Below are 15,328 nucleotides of genomic sequence, written 5' to 3' on the forward strand. Positions count from 1 at the left end.
CAGCACGAGAGCGCGCAAAAATTGACCTTGTTTTGCGGCGCAAAACAAACCGGACCCTCATTCCATTCAAGCAGTTGATATCGTTGAAGTTTTACAGAAAACTGCGACGATCTGACGCGGCATCGGGAATACAAAATTCGCATTCCCGTGCAGTGTTGACACAGCACTCGTACGATGCGACCGAACAAGCCGGATGACGTCGAGGCGCGCTATCCTCGAAGATGTGGTCTCGTTCTGGGAAGGTTGCTTTAGCCGGGTGCCAAGTCCGCTCTTTCGACTGGAAGTTATAGAGGCACGACGCAATGCGTGGCTGGGCGAGGCGCAGATCATCCAGCCCTTGCCGATCCGCATCGTGGCCCTGTCCTGCGTGGCCATGGTGGCGGCCGTCGGCCTCTATGCCTGGCAGGGCACCTATACCCGCCGCATCCACGCCGTCGGCCTGCTCGCGCCCGATATCGGTCTGATCAGTCTCGCCAGCCCGGTCGCCGGCCGCGTCGGCTCGACGGGGGTGCGGGAGGGCGACAAGGTCGCCCGCGGGCAGCTCCTGTACACGATCGACCTCGACGCCGTGTCGGCGAGCGGGCCTACGCAGGAACGGGTGATCGCCGAGCTGGAGCGCCAGCGGCATAGCGTGGAGCGGCAGCGGGCCGCCCGGGCCGATCTGGCCGGGACGGAGCGCCAGGCCCTCCGGGAGCAGGTGGCGAATCTGAGCGAGCAATCCGCCCAGCTCGCCAAGCAGATCGACCTGCAGGAGAAGCTGGTGCCGCCGCTCCGGTCGCGGGTCGAGGAACTCGCCGACGCCGTGGCGCGCGGCTTCGCCCGCGCCGCCGATCTCCAGAGCCAGAACTACCTCTACATGCAGGCGAGCGCGCAGCTCGCGCAGTTCCAGCAGAGCCGCCTCCAGGTCGACGGCAAGCTCGCCGACACGAAATCCCAGCTCGCCGCCTACGACGACCGGCTGGCCCGCGACCTCGCCGACCTCGACCGGACCGCCGCCCAGCTGGCGCAGCAGAAGGCCGAGAGCGAGGCGCGCCGCGCCATCGAGGTCCGGGCACCGGAGGCCGGGACCCTGACGTCGATCCGCGCGCAGGTCGGCCAGACCGTGGCGGCCGGGGCGACGCTCCTGACCCTGCTGCCGAGCGCGGGGCGCCTCCAGGCCAACCTGTTCGTCGATTCGTCGGCCATCGGCTTCGCCGAGGCCGGCGCGCCGGTGATGCTGCGCTACGCCGCCTTCCCGTTCCAGCGCTTCGGCTTGCATCGCGGCGTCGTCACCGAGGTCACGCGGGCGCCGCTGGGCAGCGACGACGCCCCGGATTTCGCGCGCCGCGCCTCCGCCCGGGGGGAGGGGACCGACCTGTACCGCATCGTCGTCCGGCCCGATTCCGACACCGTGCTGGCCTATGGCGAGCGGCGCAGCCTCGAGGCGGGCATGCGGGTCGAGGCCGATATCGCCCTGGAGAAGCGGTCGCTCTACCGCTGGCTGCTCGATCCCGTCGCGCATGTTCGGGAAAGCCTCGCCCTCGTCACGCGCGGCGGCCTCGACGCCCTGCCGGTCCGGAAGGCGGCCCCGTGACGGCGCCATCCCGTGCCGCCCGGCTGGACTTCGGGCTTCGCCGCCGGGTGCCGGTCGTCCTCCAGGCCGAGGCTGCCGAATGCGGCATGGCCTGCCTCGCCATGGTCCTGGCCTATCACGGCCGCCAGCTTGACCTCGCCACGCTGCGGCGGCGCCATCCCCTGTCGCTCAAGGGCATGACCCTGCGCAACCTGATCGACCTCTGCGGCGCCCAGGGCCTGACCGCCCGCGCCCTGCGGGTCGAACTCACGGATCTGCCCCGGCTCCGGCTCCCCTGCATCCTGCACTGGGGCCTCAACCACTTCGTGGTGCTGACCCGTGTCGAGCGCGGCGGCCTCGTCATCAACGATCCGGGCCGCGGCCGGCGCCGGATCAGCCTCGCGGAGGCCTCGCGGGAATTCACCGGTGTCGCCCTGGAGGCGGTGCCGAACCCGGGCTTCAAGCGCGAGCGGGCCAACCCGGGCCTGCGGCTGCGCGACCTGTTCCGCAACATGGCCGGCATCCGCGCCGCCCTGGCCCAGGTGCTGGCCCTCTCCCTGGGGATCGAACTCGTCGCCCTGCTGATGCCCATCGCCTCGCAGGTCGTGATCGACGAGGTGATCGTGAATGCCGACCACGACCTGCTCCTCGTGGTGGCGATCGGCCTCGGATTGCTGCTGCTGCTCCAGCTCGGCCTCAGCATCGCCCGGACCTGGGCGATCATGCTGGCCGGGACCCGGCTGAACTACCAATGGTCGGCCGGCCTGTTCGACCACCTGTCGCGGCTGCCCCTCGACTATTTCGAGAAGCGCCATGTCGGCGACGTGATCTCCCGGTTCGGCTCCCTGGCCACCATCCAGAAGGGCCTGACGACCGACCTCGTCCAGGCCGTCCTCGACGGCCTCATGGCGGTCGGGATGCTGGCCATGCTGATGGTCTATGGCGGCTGGCTGGTCGCGGTGGTTCTGGCCTCGACGGCGCTCAACGCGATCCTCCGGGTCTTCGCCTACGGCGCCTATCGCGAGGGCAGCGAGGAGGCCCTCGTGGCCGAGGCCCGCCAGCAGACGCACTTCATCGAGACGGTCCGCGGCATGGCGAGCGTCAAGCTTCTCGACCTGCGCGAGCGGCGCGGCGGCGCCTGGATGAACCACTTCGTCACGGCCTTGAACGCCCGGCTGCGGCTGCAGCGCCTCGACCTCGTGTTCGGCCGCGCGAACGAGTTCCTGTTCGGCCTCGACCGCCTGATCCTGCTGGTGCTGGGCGCCCGCGCCGTGATCGGCGGGTCGCTGTCGCTCGGCATGCTGGTGGCGTTCCTGGCCTATCGCGACCAGTTCGCCACGCGGATCGGCAGCCTGATCGACGCGTGGTTCAAGCTGCGCATGCTCGACGTGCAGACCGACCGGCTCGCCGACATCGTGCTGTGCGAGCCCGAGGAGCAGGATCTCGCTGCCGCCGCGCCGCCCGCGGCGCCGGTCGTCGCCCTGAAGGCCGGGGCGCTCGCCGGCGTAAGCCTGGCGCTGCGCTACGGCGCGGACGAGCCCTGGATCTTCCGCGGGGTCTCGCTGTCGGTCCGGGCCGGCGCCTGCTTCGCGATCACCGGTCCCTCGGGATGCGGCAAGACCTCGCTCATGAAGGTGATGATGGGGCTGACGCCCCCGACCGAGGGGATCGTCGCCGCCGACGGCCAGGACATCCGCACCGCCGCCGGATCCTACCGCCGCCGGATCGCCGGCGTGATGCAGAACGACGGCCTGTTTGCGGGCTCCATCGCCGAGAACATCGCTGCCTTCGACGAGCATCCGGATGCCGGCTGGATCGCCGAATGTGCGGCCCGGGCCGCGATCCTGGACGATATCCGCCGCATGCCGATGGGCTTCGAGAGCCTCGTCGGCGACATGGGCTCGACCCTGTCGGGGGGCCAGAAGCAGCGCATCGTGCTGGCGCGCGCCCTCTACCGGCGGCCCGAGATCCTGTTCCTCGACGAGGCTACGAGCCATCTCGACGAGGCCACCGAGGCGGTGATCGCCGAGGCTCTGCGGGACCTGCGCATGACGCGGGTCATCGTAGCCCATCGCCCGGCGACGATCGCCCATGCGGACGCGGTGTTCGATTTCCCCGCCCAGGTCAGGGGCGCGGCGGATCTGGCTGCCGCGGGCTGATGCGGTCCGCCTGAGGCCGCGCGGGCCGGAGGTCGCCCGGTGCCAGGCCGAAGCGCTTGCGGAACCCGCGGTTGAAGGTCGGCACGTCGGTGAACCCGCACGCATAGGCGATCGAGGCGATCCGCACCTTGCCGTCGCGGGCAGCTTCCAACCGTCGGCGCGCGAGGTCGAGGCGCGCGTCGCGGATCGCCGTCGCGATGCCGCCGGTCTCCGCGAAGGCGCGGTACAGGCTCGTCCGGGACAGGCCCAGCGCCCTCTGGATGTCCTGCGGGGTCAGGTCGGGATCGTGCATCCGGCGCGCGATATGGGCGCGGGCGAGCGAGACCACCGCCGCCTGCGAAACCTCCGCGGGCTTCGTGCGCCGGGCCGTGCCGTCGACGAGGTGGCCGAGAAGGTGCAGCACGCCCTCGATCGCGGTCTGTGCCTCGCCCTCGGACATCCAGGCGATGGAGGCGGCCACGGTGCACAGGCGCGTCCGGAACGCCACCCCGGCCGGGTGCGGGTTGAGGCTGCGGCCCGCGAAGGCGTCCGCATCGCCGACCCAGGCTTCGAAGACCTCGCGCGGCACGGCGAGCCGGATCTCGCCGTAGGCGCTCTGGGTGCCGGCCACGAAGGGCCGGTTCCGCGACAGGAAGCTGATATCACCGGGGTTCAGTTGGGCGCCGCGGCCGTGCTGCTCGTGATAGCCGACGCCGTCGAGCCCGAGGCCGATCACCACCATCGCGCGGGCATTCCGGTCGACGTGCCGGGACCGGAACTCCAACTCCACCGGGCTGCTGACCGTATGGGTCAGCGACCAGCCGGCCGACGCTACGGTCAGGCGTTTGGCCGCGAAGCGCTCCCGGGGATGCCGCCGGCCGATGTCGCCGAAAGCGGCCAGGGCCGTGCAGCGCCAGAATTCGAAGGCCTGCTTGGGCTCGACGTGATTGGTCGTCTCGACGAGGCTTGGGACGAGCACCGGGCTCAACACGTGTGACACTCCCGTCCGGCCCGGCGGCGCTGTCCCAGCGCCTGTGCAACTCTATCGTGTGAATCTTGCCGGATTGGCAACCGACGCCGATCGGGCCTGACGATGCGGGGCGTCCCCGCGCGGCCTATGCAACGGCCCGGCCGGACAGGCCGCGCGGTCCGGCAAGCAGCAGCGCGGCGCTGGCCCCGAGGACGATCGTGATCACCGCGAACATCGCGTGCGGTCCGTAGGCCGAAAGGACCGGCAGGAGGATGAGCGGCGCCAGGGCGGCGGCGACCCGGCCGCCGGCCCAGGCGCAGGTCATGGCCGAGGCCCGCAGCGGCGTCGGGAGGAGTTCCGTGGCGTAGACGGCGAGGACGCTGCCGTAGGTCGCCGCGGCGGTGTTGAAGGCGATGCCGACGAGAACCAGCGTCAGGAACGTGCCGCTCGCCGCGAAGGCCGTGCCCAGGGCCGCCATCGCGGCCGCCAGGGCCGTCAGGCAGGCGCGCCGCTCGAGCCGGTCGATCACCAGCGCGGTCAGGAGGGTGCCCAGCGGCGGGCCGAGCATCGACAGCGCGGCGAAGGCGAGGGATTGATCGACCCGGAAGCCCTTCTCCACCATCACGACGGCGCTGAGCAGCGGGAAGGCGATCGTCGCCAGGGGGGCGAGCGTGAAGAGGCCCACGAACAGGGCCGTCTGGCGCGTCTGGCGCGTCCCGGTGAACAGGGCGCGAAAGCCCGCCGGCCCGTGTATCGCCGGCCCGTGTATCGCCGGCGCTGGGGCGAGGTCGGCTGCTCCGACGACCGGCGCCCGGCCGGCCGCGCGCTCGAACCGGCGGCAGGCCCCGTCGGCCTCGACGGGTCGCCCGACCGAGGCCAGCCATCGCGGCGATTCCGGCAGCCCCGCGAACAGGATGCTGCCCAGGGCCGCCAGGGCGCCCCCGAGGATCAGGGCCCAGCGCCACGGTTCGACGCCGAGGGGAGCCCCCGGTGCGAGCGCCTGCACCAGGAGGAGGACGGCCAAGCCGCCGAGGAGCCCGATCCCGGCACAGACCATCAGTGTCGCGCCGCGGTGGCGCGCCGGCGTCACCTCGGCGAGGTAGGTCGCGACGAGGGGCGGAAACCCGCCGACCGCGAAACCCGAGACCGTGCGGGCGAGCGTCAGCGCCGTGAGCCCCTGGCTCGCGGCGGCCGCCAGAGATCCGGCGGCCATCAGCGCCAGGGAGGCCTGAAGGGCGCGCCTGCGGCCGAAGCGATCACCGAGGATCCCGAAGAAGGGGGCGCCCACCGCCCCACCGGCGAAGACGGAGGCGAGGAGCAGCGAGAGGCTGCCCCGTGGCATGTTGTGGGGCGGTGCGAGGAAGATGGCCGCCAAGGCGTTGCTCAAGGCGACCTCGGCGATGTCGGTGAACAGGCCCAGCGTGCAGACAGCGAGCGCCGCCACGTGGAGCCGCGTGATCGGGAGGGAATCGAGCCGCCGCGTGACGACCGCCACCGATCCGGCCGCGGGCGCGGCGCTATCGGAGGGCGTCGCGGCCTGCAGGCGGGCGTCCATCAAGGGCGTGTGTCCTCTCCCGACCGGAGCGTGGGCGCAACCGGTGCCGCACCGCCATAGCTGCGCGCCTCGAACCGGGAAACGTGGCGGCGCTCACAAACGCACGATGCGCTGCTGTCGCGGGTCACACGAGATCCGGCGCCGCGCAGGCCGGCCGGCTGCCGCGGACGGCCCTGCCTCCCGCTCGTTCCGCCGACGGAGCGAAGCCGGCCCGGGCGCGCGCCGCGCTGATGGGGCCGCGGCCGCCGGCTAGAAGCGCGGTTGCGTGTGCTTAGATCGATCGCGCTGCGATACGGGAGCGACCGGGCCGGGCCGATGGCCGATCACGTCGCCGTTGCGGTAGGCCTCCCGGATGTTGCGTCGTGCGGAGCGACCGGCCGTCCCACCGGGCTGCGTCACGGCCGAGTCGCCGGATGGCGCCAGGACGGTCTGTGCGGAGGCCGCTCCCCCGCCGAGCAGGGACAGGATGACGACGCAGCCCGACAGACCCTTCATGCCCGTATTCCCCTCGCCTGATCGCGCCGTCCCAGCGGACGGTTCCAGCATCGCCGGCGCGCGTCATAGGTCCGGGGTATCTACGTCCACGCGGACGATCGGTTCACGGGCGAGCCCGGCGCCTGTCCGCCGAGCCCGGTGAGGCTCCCGGCGGGAGCCCGCCCGGCCATGGTGGCGCGGGCGCGGTCGGGGTGCCGCGCGGCAGCCGGGAGCGGCGCCGGGGATCGCGCCGGTCAGGCCGCGTTGCGGCCGAGCCGGATCGCCTTGGCGATTTCCGAACGTCGCTCGGCATAGCCGGGCGCGGTCATCGGGTAGTCCTCCGGCAGCCCGTAGCGTGCGCGATACGAGGCCGGCGTCAGCCCATGCGCCGTGAGATGCCGCTTCAAGGTCTTGTAAGATCGGCCATCGATGAAGCTGACGATGCCGTCCGGGCGGACCGACCGATGGATCTGCGCGGGGGTCGGCTGCTCGTAGGGGATCTCGGCGGCCTTCGGCCGGTCTGTCAGTGCGAACAGGGCGCCGTGCACGGTGGCCAGAAGCGGCGGCAGGCTGGTGTGAGGAATTGCGTTGTTCGACAGGTAGGCCGTGACGACGCGCACCGCGACCTCGCTGATCGTCGATTCGAGATGGTCTTGGTCTTTCGGCAACGCGATCGATCGCATCTCTGGTCCCGGCAACCTCGCTCGGTCCTTATGACTACTCGTACATTATGGCCTGTCAATACTTGTTCGCATGTCCGGTAACCCTCTTATTATGCATACAAAATTTTATTGAGATCTTAGAGACCCGGATCCGAAGGCTTATCGGTCTGCGCTGTTGTCTGAGGTTTCCGGCCTTCACGCCGGCGTGGTCCACCGTCGGGCGCAGGGAATGTGCGGCTGCCTGAAACCGGGCGAAGGAGCGCGGCCGATGCGACGGTCCGACGGGGCCGAGCCGTCGATGGATCCAGGCCGGCGCCGGACCTTGCCGGGTCATGCCTCGTTCGCGATGGGAGGCGCGCCGGACGGGGCGGGCTCTCGGGCGCGGCCGATCTTCGAGGGGTGGTGGGTGTGAGGCTGCGCCGGTTCTGTCTCGGGCGTGACGAAAATGTGGCAGAAGCTTGACTATTGTAGCGGAATCAGTTTATCCCTTGACCGTTGCCTTGCGGTTACACCCCCGAGACCTCTGGAGGTTCGGATGTGCGCGCGGAAGACCTTCTACATTTTCGTGGCGGCCACGGACGGTGAGCAGTTCTGCGCCGTCCGACAAGACCAGCCGATCCCGGCGATCATCGACGGTGTGCACTGGATGTATGTGGGCTGCATCGATACCGCGCGGGACAAGCCGTACGGGTTCGATGCGGACGCGGCGCATGCGGCGATGCGGCGGGGCGGCGTCTACCTCTACCGGCGCGAGCTGATGTTCCGGCGGGCCAATTTCCTGCTCGAAGCCGCCTGATGGGGGGCCGGGCGGGTGCGGTTCTGGCGGGCGCGCTCGTCGTCGGTCTCGGGCTCGCCCCCGGCACCGCCGCGGCGCAGATGCCGACACGGGTCGGCACCTGCGTGGCGACCACGATCTCGCGGATCGGGACGCGGTTCAGCGACAAGCTCGTGAAGCCGAAGGGCGACGGGATCGACGAGGGGACGAGCGTCGATCTCAAGAACGGCGTCTACGGCGTCTCCTACGCCTATATCGACGCGATCGCGCGGTCGCGGGTTGGCGATCGGGTGATGACCTGCCTCGTCGCCCTGCCGACCGGCTGCCCCAAGGGCGACGATCGCGGCAAGATGTATACGACGACCAACCTGCGCACGCTGGATTCCTGGACTCTGCCCGACTCCCAGCACATGTGCGGCGGGGCCTGACCCGGCGGCGGTGAACCCGCCACCGGTGTGACCGCGTTTCCCCGCCGGGGGCCGGAATCCAGGTCTCGGGGAGCGGAGGAGCATCCGTGTCGATCAGGAACGGTCTTGTCGCCCTCGTGCTGGCGGCGGTGGGGATAGTGCCGGCTCCCGCCTGGGCGTGGGGCGTTCCCGGATGCACCAACCTTCCCGAATACAACCGCGCCCTGGGCGCCCTGCAGGGCATGACGAGCGCCTGCGACATGAGCGTCGAGGAGGCCCGCCGGATCGTCGCGGCCCATGACGGCGTCGCGCCCGGTCCCCCGGCCGCCGCAGCGGCGCCGCAGGCCACGCCGCGGGTCGCCCCGCGCCATCGCCGGGTGCGGGCGCACCGGAGCGCGCGTCCGCAGCCCCGCCGCTGAGACGGCTCTCCGCCGGCCGAGGGACGCTCAGGCCTCGTCCCCCGGCGCGGCCGGAGGATCCGTGCGGGTGCGGGCCCAGTCCCGGTCGCGCTCCGCCTGCCGGGCGCGCTGCTCCGCCACGTAGGCGTCCTGGTCGGCGCGCTCCCGCTTCCGGCGGCGGTCGGCGGCGGCCGCCGACCGCTTCTGCCACGCCTCCGTCTCGGCCTTCTGGTGGAGCAGTTCCTCGACCGTGATGGGCGTCACCGGCGCCTTGGGTTGCGCCCAGGGATAGGACCGCCGGGGCGGTGGCGGACGGGTCGCCCGGTGGGCGGATTCCTGTCCCGTCCGCCGGAGCCCTTCGGCCGCCTCGGCGAAGGTGAGGCCCGCGCCCCGGGCGATGCGCTCGGCGGCGGCCCGGGCGGCCGCGCGCTCGCCCATCGTGGCGCCCTGGGCGGCGAGGGCGAGGCATTTTTCGAACCGGTCTCGGTCGGCGGGCGTCATGAACGGCGTCTTACCGCCAAGTCGGCCCGCCTGTCCCGTCGCCCCGAACCTGTCAGTCCCGCTTCGCGCTGGCCACCGCGTTGGTGAAGCTGTAGCTGCCGAGCTTCTCGCCGACCACCTGGATGGCGCCGTCCGTGAGGGAGTTCAGCCGTCGGGAGCGGATCTTCATGGTCCCGGAGATGCCGGCGTACTTACCGGTTCCGCCGATCCACTCGCCCGTGCCCTCGTTGACCGCGCCCAGGGGCTGGACCGGATAGTCCCACTTCTCGAAGACGTGGTCGCCGTCGGCGTCGACGTAGTCGCAATAGCCGTGATTCTCGAGGGTCTTGGCGGCGGTGTCGATCAGCGGGGCGGAGGTGCAGCGTCCGGCCATGTTGTGCAGGAGCCGCCCGCCCGATTCGTTTACGGCGGTCATCATGTTGATCGTCGCCGAAGCCGTTCGGTTGTCGCCGATGGCGACAGGTTTCGGCGCAGAGATATTTGTCGATGTGTAAGTGATTCTGAAATCGCCCTGTCGCGGCATGTCCTCGGCGCGGGCCGTTATGGCAGCGGGCAGCATCAGGACGAGCGCGACAGCGGAGAGTCCTGGGGCGAATGCTGTGTGGATGGTCCTTCGTGTCATGGCGACCTCCCAGTCCGACGCTTTCAAGACCGGTCGGCATCGATCGCGCAATTGGACGACGGCCGAACGAATCGTGTGCGTCGAGTTAATATTGTTATAGCGGGTTTAAATATTCAATATGTTTGGAGTTTGACAGTTTTTGTCGCTCGATCTGCGCGTCGCCATCGCTGCCGGGCCGGCTGGCGGTCCATATGCGCCTGGCCCGCCGTGCGTCTGGGGCCGGTCATGCCGCGCGATTCCGGCGCGTGGGCGGGCCGATGCTACGAGCGGGCGCGTCCGTCCCCGCCCGGACCGATCACCGGCAAGCCGGTCCCGTCCGGCAGGCCGCCGAGCACCACGAGGATCCGTCCCAAGAGCGCCCGCGAGTGCCGCGCGCCACTGCCGGCGCGGTCCGGCCGCCCCGGACGGCCCTCGTAGGCCGCGCGCAGCCGGGCGAGCTGACGTCCGCGCGTTTCGGGATCGCTGGAGCCCATGGTCCATCCCCCCGGCGGGCTCTGATCCGCGGTGCGCCCCCGCGAACGAGCCTTCGACCATCCCGAGTCGGGGAGTTGGAAAACCGTGTCTGAACGGTCCCTACGACCTTTAGCGCCGGAACGCCTGGACATGCGTCGCAGGCTCCCCGACCGTATGGCCAAGGATGCGGGTGCCGTTCTGGTCGGCACCAACCATCAGACAGGGGGTTCCACGCCCCAGGGCCGCGCGTACGGCCCCGCTGGCGTTTTAGTCGCGTCTAGGAACGAAATCCAGCCCGGCGTGCCGCCCCGCGCTCGACATGGCGGAAGCCGGCATCGATCAGGAGGGCCAGCGCCGACACCACGAGGCCGCCCTGCAGCACGTAGGCGGTGTTGCCGGTGAGGAGGCCGGAGATGATCACTTCGCCGAGGGTGCTGGCCGCCACCGTCGAGCCGATGGTCGCCGTCGCGAGGCCGATGACGGCAGCGAGGCGGATCCCCGACAGGATCATCGGCAGCGCCAGGGGCAGTTCGACGCGGAGGAGCCGCTGCCGGTCGGTCATGCCCATGCCGCGCGCGGCCTCCATCAGCGCGGGATCGAGCCCGTCGAGCCCGGTGAGCGCGGTCTCGAAGATCGGCAGGAGCCCGTAGAGCACCAGGGCGATCAGGGTCGGGACGGCGCCGAACCCGAAGATCGGCACCGCCAGGGCCAGGACCGCCACCGGAGGAAAGGTCTGCCCGATCCGGGCCACCGACCGGGCGAACGGCAGCACGTCGCGCCCGGCCGGCCGCGTGGCCGCGACTGCGAGGCCGAGGGCGATCGCGGCGGCCGTCAGGGTCGCGGCGGCGACCAGCACGAGGTGGTTGACGGCGAGGGTCAGCAGCGGCGTCTGCGCGTAGATCGGCGGCGTGTCGCCGGGGGCGAACGGCTGAAACAGGGGCGCGAATCGGCCCGGAGCGACCAGGAACACGCCGAGGAGGGCGAGGAGCGCGGCCCAGGCAAGAGGCGGGGCCCGGCTCACGGCCGGCCGCCCTGCGCCTCGAGGGCCGCCCGCGTCACCCGTCCCAGGATGACGCCGTCGCGGCTGACCGGCAGGGCCGGGCGCCGGGACCACAGGCTCTCCGCGAGGGCGGCCCGCACCGAGGTCCCGGCCGGGATGGGCGGGCCCGGCGCCGGGCCGGGCTCCACCAGATCGTCCACCACGCGCAGGGCCATGAGCTGGAAGGCCCGGTCGCCGCTGCCGAGGAGGGTGCCGACGAAGGCGGTGGCGGGTGCGCCGAGAAGGTCTGCGGGCGGCGCCTCCTGCACGAGGCGCCCGGCATCCATCACGGCGATCCGGTGGCCGAGGTGCAGGGCCTCGTCCATGTCGTGGGTCACCAGCACGATCGTGGTGTTGTAGCGCTGCTGGATCGTCCGCAGATCCTCCTGCGCCCGACCGCGGATGATCGGATCGAGGGCGCCGAAGGGCTCGTCCATGAGCAGGATCGGCGGCTCGGCGGCGAGCGCCCGGGCCACGCCGATCCGCTGCTGTTCGCCGCCGGAGAGCGCCGCCGGCAGGCGATCCCGGTAGGCCGCCGGATCGAGGTTGAACAGGCTGAGGAGTTCGTCGACCCGGGCGGCGATCCGCCTCCGGTCCCAGTCGAGCAGCTTCGGCACCACCGCGATGTTCTCCGCGACCGTGCGGTGGGGGAACAGCCCGTGTCCCTGGATGGCGTAGCCGATCCCGCGCCGCAGGAGATGCGGGGGCACGTCCCGGATGTCGCGGCCTGCGATCCGGATCGTGCCGGCGCTCGGCTCGATCAGGCGGTTGATCATCCGCAGCAGGGTGGTCTTGCCCGATCCCGAGGTGCCGACCACCGTCAGGATCGTCCCGGCCTCGACCCGGAGGGTCACGTCCGCCACGACCGTGCGTCCTTCGAAGACGCGGCTCACCTGGGCGAGGTCGATCATGGAACCCGCTCCGCCGCCCGGCCCCGGCTCAGATCGACGACCGCGTCGAGCAGCACCGCGGCGCCGGTCGCCATGGCGACGGTCGGCAGCGCGCCGAGCAGGACGAGGTCGCCCGCATTCTGGCTGATGCCCTGGAAGACGAACACGCCGAGGCCGCCGCCGCCCACGAGCCCTGCGATCACCGCAAGCCCGATGTTCTGGACGAGGACGATCCGGATTCCGGTCAGGATCGCCGGGAGGGCGAGGGGCAGCTCCACCTGGAGCAGCCGTTGCCGCGCGGTCATGCCGACGCCCCGGGCGGCGTCGCGCACCGGCCAGGGCACGGCATCGAGGCCCGCGACAGTCGCGGCGGCCACGGGCAGGAGCGCGTAGGCGAACAGCGCCACGAAGGCCGGCGCGGCGCCGATTCCCGCAATGCCGAGGGCGGCCGCGCCCGGGACCGCCCGGCCGATCCAGGCCAGGGGCGCGATCAGCATCCCGAACAGCGCCATGGACGGGATGGTCTGCACGACGTTGAGGGTCGCGAGCAGGCCCGTCCGCAGCGCAGGAACCGGGCGCGCCAGGATGGCCGCCGGGATCCCCAGAGCGGCGGCGGCCGCCACCGAGGTGAGGGCGAGGGCGGCGTGGGTCCGCAACTCCCGGCCGAACGTGTCGGAGCGGCTGGCATATTCCCGCAGCACCGAGAGGTTGTTCCAGAACCCGGTCCGCAGGGCGAGTCCCGTCGCGGCGACCAGCAGGGCCAGCAGGGCGATCCGCAGGATCGGTCCCGGCCGCAGCCGCGCCAGCCCGTCGCCGACGGCGAGGGCCGCCGTCGCGAAGGCGAGCCACCAGCCTGCATCCGGCGAGACCCGGCCGTACCGGTCGCCCGGCAGGGTCAGGTGATCGGCCGCCCAGCCGGCCGACAGGCCGAGGAGCAGGAGGATCGCGGCGGCGGCGGCGAGGCGCAGGGGCGGCGCCGCGCGGAGCGCCAGCAGCGGCAGGCCGAGGGCGACGACGCCTCCGAGGAGGAGCACCGCATCCGACGGGAGGGCGGACCAGGCCGTCAGCCCGGTGCCGGCCGCGATCCGGTTCGGCCGGGTCGTCATCAGCGGCAGGGCGAGCAGGCTCAGTCCCAGCAGGGCCGCGAAGGCCGAGCCCAGCGGATCGACGCCCGGGCGGAGCAGCCCCGTCGCGGAATGTCCCCCCATCCTCAAGCTCCGACGGCGCCGGCGCGCGCGGGCCCGCGCAAAAGTGGCCGGCCTCGCGACGAGTCCCCGCGACCCGCCGAGAACCCATGCCGGCAGAGTCTCGGCTTGTCGACGCGTGTCAGCGCACGAATCCGTTCTGCCGGAGGAAGTCCGCCGCGACCGCGGAGGCGGGTTCGCCGCCGATCTGGACGCGGCCGTTGAGATCCCGGAGCGTCGCCAGGTCGAGCCTGCGGAAGATCGGATCCAGCACCGTGGCGATCTCGGGATGGGCCATGAGGACCGCCCCGCGGACCACCGGCGCCGGCTGATAGACTGGCTGGACGCCCTTGTCGTCGTCCATCGTCACGAGGCGCGCGACCGCGAGGGCGCCATCGGTGCCGAACACCATGGCGGCGTTCGTGCCGGACGTGCCCCGCGCCGCCGCGGCGATCGTGGCGGCCGTGTCGCCGCCGGCCAGGATGACGAGCTGCTCCGGCTTGAGGGTGAAGCCGTAGGTCCTGCCGAAGGCCGGCAGGGCGCCCGGGGCGGTCACGAATTCCGACGCGGCGGCGAGCTTGATCGCGCCGCCGCCCGCTACGTAGCGGCCGAAGTCGCTCAGGGTCTTCAGGCCCGCGGCCTGCGCGATCTCCTGGCGCACCGCGATCGCCCAGGTGTTGTTGGCCGAGGCGGGTGTCAGCCAGACGAGGTCGTTGGCCGCGCGATCCAGGTCCCGGGCCGTCCGGTAGGCCGCCTCGGGATCCTTCCAGACCGGGAGATCCGCCTTCCCGAAGAAGAATGCCGCGTTGCCGGTGTATTCCGGATAGATGTCGATCTGACCCTCGATCAGGGCCTGGCGCACGATCGCGGTGGCGCCGAGCTGGATCTTGTCGACCGTCGGGAGGCCCCGGGCCTGCAGGGCCTGCAGGATGATGTTGCCGAGCACCCCGCCCTCCGTGTCGATCTTGGAGGCCACGACGATCCCGGCCGCCGGCGCGCCGGGCGTCGGGCCACATTGGGCGACCAGCAGCGCCAGGGCCGGTGCGACGAACCACGCGAGGATCCGCCTCACCTTGGCCTTCGGATCCCCCGTTCGCGTCGTCTGGTCTCGGCGGGGGCCTGCCGCGCGCGATATCCGGCTGGGGCTGGCGATGATCCCGTTGAGCCCGGGCGACAGGCCGGCGGCCACGGTCGCGACGCGATTCGACTTCCGTTTCATGGGGATGGCTTCGCCGCCTTTGCACGCGGAGCTGAGGGATCCGGCCACGCGCCGCTCATCGCTCCCGCGCCGCTCTCGGTCCCCTCGCGAGGCTCGTGACGACAGGGATGACCTCCGCGCCCGGCGCCTCCGATCTCGACCGTATCAAATCAACGCACTCCGGTTAATAATGGTTAACCTTTACACGATGCTGACGCGAACAATCCTAGCCTAAGAGATATAATGTTGAGTAGATCGTTTGCGTCGAAAGGAGGGGAGTATGTCGTATTCGATTCTGGTCCGCGATCTCGCCCGCGAACCTGGCGGTGCTCCCAAACTTCTAGCTTACGACATTCACGACCGGTCGGCGGCGGAGACTCTCGTTTCCGTGATCGCCACGTCGTACCGGGATCACGGTTTCAACCCCGCCACCCGCGTCCACTGGTTTCGGCACGAGGGCGGGGTGCGCGAGATCTTCACCTGGCCGCGGCAGTGACCGCCGGCGCGCCG

17 protein-coding genes are annotated in these 15,328 nt (G+C 71.3%); 6 read left to right on the top strand and 11 right to left on the bottom strand.

All coding sequences use genetic code 11. The annotated features are described in order from the left end of the window. The first annotated feature begins 256 nt into the window (after positions 1 to 256). Positions 257 to 1,573 carry an HlyD family secretion protein gene (locus MCBMB27_RS21070; RefSeq protein ID WP_075381213.1) on the top strand — a complete coding sequence of 439 codons (1,317 nt, stop codon included), beginning with the start codon at positions 257 to 259 and terminating at the stop codon, positions 1,571 to 1,573. Beyond that, on the top strand, positions 1,570 to 3,711 hold the full coding sequence (locus tag MCBMB27_RS21075; RefSeq protein WP_075381214.1) for a peptidase domain-containing ABC transporter: 2,142 nt from the start codon (positions 1,570 to 1,572) through the stop codon (positions 3,709 to 3,711). Before MCBMB27_RS21070 ends, MCBMB27_RS21075 begins: the two co-directional genes overlap by 4 nt. Here MCBMB27_RS21075 and MCBMB27_RS21080 read toward each other — a convergent pair. The 4 genes from MCBMB27_RS21080 to MCBMB27_RS21095 form a co-directional block, all read right to left on the bottom strand. Then, positions 3,677 to 4,681, bottom strand: coding sequence for a helix-turn-helix domain-containing protein (locus MCBMB27_RS21080; protein WP_075381215.1), 1,005 nt, complete (start codon positions 4,679 to 4,681; stop codon positions 3,677 to 3,679). The two genes, MCBMB27_RS21075 and MCBMB27_RS21080, sit on opposite strands and share 35 nt — an antisense overlap. Before the next feature lie 124 nt (positions 4,682 to 4,805). Further along, positions 4,806 to 6,215: an MFS transporter gene (locus MCBMB27_RS21085; protein ID WP_236952767.1), complete on the bottom strand. Its 1,410-nt coding sequence runs from the start codon at positions 6,213 to 6,215 to the stop codon at positions 4,806 to 4,808. Positions 6,216 to 6,464: 249 nt separating this feature from the next. Beyond that, a complete protein-coding gene (locus tag MCBMB27_RS21090) occupies positions 6,465 to 6,710 on the bottom strand; it encodes a hypothetical protein (protein WP_075381217.1) in 246 nt (81 codons plus the stop codon). A 233-nt stretch (positions 6,711 to 6,943) separates the two neighbouring features. Beyond that, positions 6,944 to 7,357, bottom strand: coding sequence for a Ros/MucR family transcriptional regulator (locus tag MCBMB27_RS21095; RefSeq protein ID WP_043389239.1), 414 nt, complete (start codon positions 7,355 to 7,357; stop codon positions 6,944 to 6,946). Positions 7,358 to 7,886: 529 nt separating this feature from the next. Between MCBMB27_RS21095 and MCBMB27_RS21100 the strand changes: the two genes are divergently transcribed. The 3 genes from MCBMB27_RS21100 to MCBMB27_RS21110 all read left to right on the top strand — a co-directional run bounded on the left by MCBMB27_RS21100 (position 7,887) and on the right by MCBMB27_RS21110 (position 8,952). Continuing rightward, positions 7,887 to 8,147 carry a hypothetical protein gene (locus MCBMB27_RS21100; protein WP_043357527.1) on the top strand — a complete coding sequence of 87 codons (261 nt, stop codon included), beginning with the start codon at positions 7,887 to 7,889 and terminating at the stop codon, positions 8,145 to 8,147. Then, on the top strand, positions 8,147 to 8,554 hold the full coding sequence (locus MCBMB27_RS21105; protein ID WP_043760055.1) for a hypothetical protein: 408 nt from the start codon (positions 8,147 to 8,149) through the stop codon (positions 8,552 to 8,554). Before MCBMB27_RS21100 ends, MCBMB27_RS21105 begins: the two co-directional genes overlap by 1 nt. Positions 8,555 to 8,640: 86 nt before the next feature. Continuing rightward, a complete protein-coding gene (locus MCBMB27_RS21110) occupies positions 8,641 to 8,952 on the top strand; it encodes a hypothetical protein (RefSeq protein ID WP_043357523.1) in 312 nt (103 codons plus the stop codon). 27 nt (positions 8,953 to 8,979) lie between these two features. Here MCBMB27_RS21110 and MCBMB27_RS21115 read toward each other — a convergent pair whose 3' ends face one another. The 7 genes from MCBMB27_RS21115 to osmF form a co-directional block, all read right to left on the bottom strand. Beyond that, positions 8,980 to 9,432, bottom strand: coding sequence for a hypothetical protein (locus MCBMB27_RS21115; RefSeq protein WP_043357521.1), 453 nt, complete (start codon positions 9,430 to 9,432; stop codon positions 8,980 to 8,982). Between the two features lie 52 nt (positions 9,433 to 9,484). After that, a complete protein-coding gene (locus MCBMB27_RS21120) occupies positions 9,485 to 9,850 on the bottom strand; it encodes a hypothetical protein (protein WP_236952768.1) in 366 nt (121 codons plus the stop codon). Between the two features lie 464 nt (positions 9,851 to 10,314). Continuing rightward, a complete protein-coding gene (locus MCBMB27_RS21125; protein WP_043389020.1) occupies positions 10,315 to 10,527 on the bottom strand; it encodes a hypothetical protein in 213 nt (70 codons plus the stop codon). A 257-nt stretch (positions 10,528 to 10,784) separates the two neighbouring features. Next, entirely contained in the window at positions 10,785 to 11,528 is a 744-nt protein-coding gene (locus MCBMB27_RS21130) for an ABC transporter permease (protein ID WP_075381218.1), read from the bottom strand. After that, positions 11,525 to 12,457 (bottom strand): ABC transporter ATP-binding protein, encoded by a 933-nt coding sequence (locus MCBMB27_RS21135; protein WP_043389016.1) that lies wholly within the window; start codon positions 12,455 to 12,457, stop codon positions 11,525 to 11,527. Before MCBMB27_RS21135 ends, MCBMB27_RS21130 begins: the two co-directional genes overlap by 4 nt. Next, complete coding sequence (locus MCBMB27_RS21140) at positions 12,454 to 13,644, bottom strand: ABC transporter permease (protein WP_043389013.1); 1,191 nt, start codon at positions 13,642 to 13,644, stop codon at positions 12,454 to 12,456. Before MCBMB27_RS21140 ends, MCBMB27_RS21135 begins: the two co-directional genes overlap by 4 nt. A 118-nt stretch (positions 13,645 to 13,762) precedes the next feature. Beyond that, a complete protein-coding gene (osmF, locus tag MCBMB27_RS21145; RefSeq protein WP_043389235.1) occupies positions 13,763 to 14,656 on the bottom strand; it encodes a glycine betaine ABC transporter substrate-binding protein OsmF in 894 nt (297 codons plus the stop codon). 442 nt (positions 14,657 to 15,098) lie between these two features. Between osmF and MCBMB27_RS21150 the strand changes: the two genes are divergently transcribed. Continuing rightward, a complete protein-coding gene (locus MCBMB27_RS21150; RefSeq protein WP_043357502.1) occupies positions 15,099 to 15,314 on the top strand; it encodes a hypothetical protein in 216 nt (71 codons plus the stop codon). The last annotated feature ends 14 nt before the right edge of the window (positions 15,315 to 15,328 follow it).

It is taken from the genome of Methylobacterium phyllosphaerae, assembly GCF_001936175.1.
In the GTDB taxonomy this organism is placed as follows: Bacteria; Pseudomonadota; Alphaproteobacteria; order Rhizobiales; family Beijerinckiaceae; genus Methylobacterium; species Methylobacterium fujisawaense.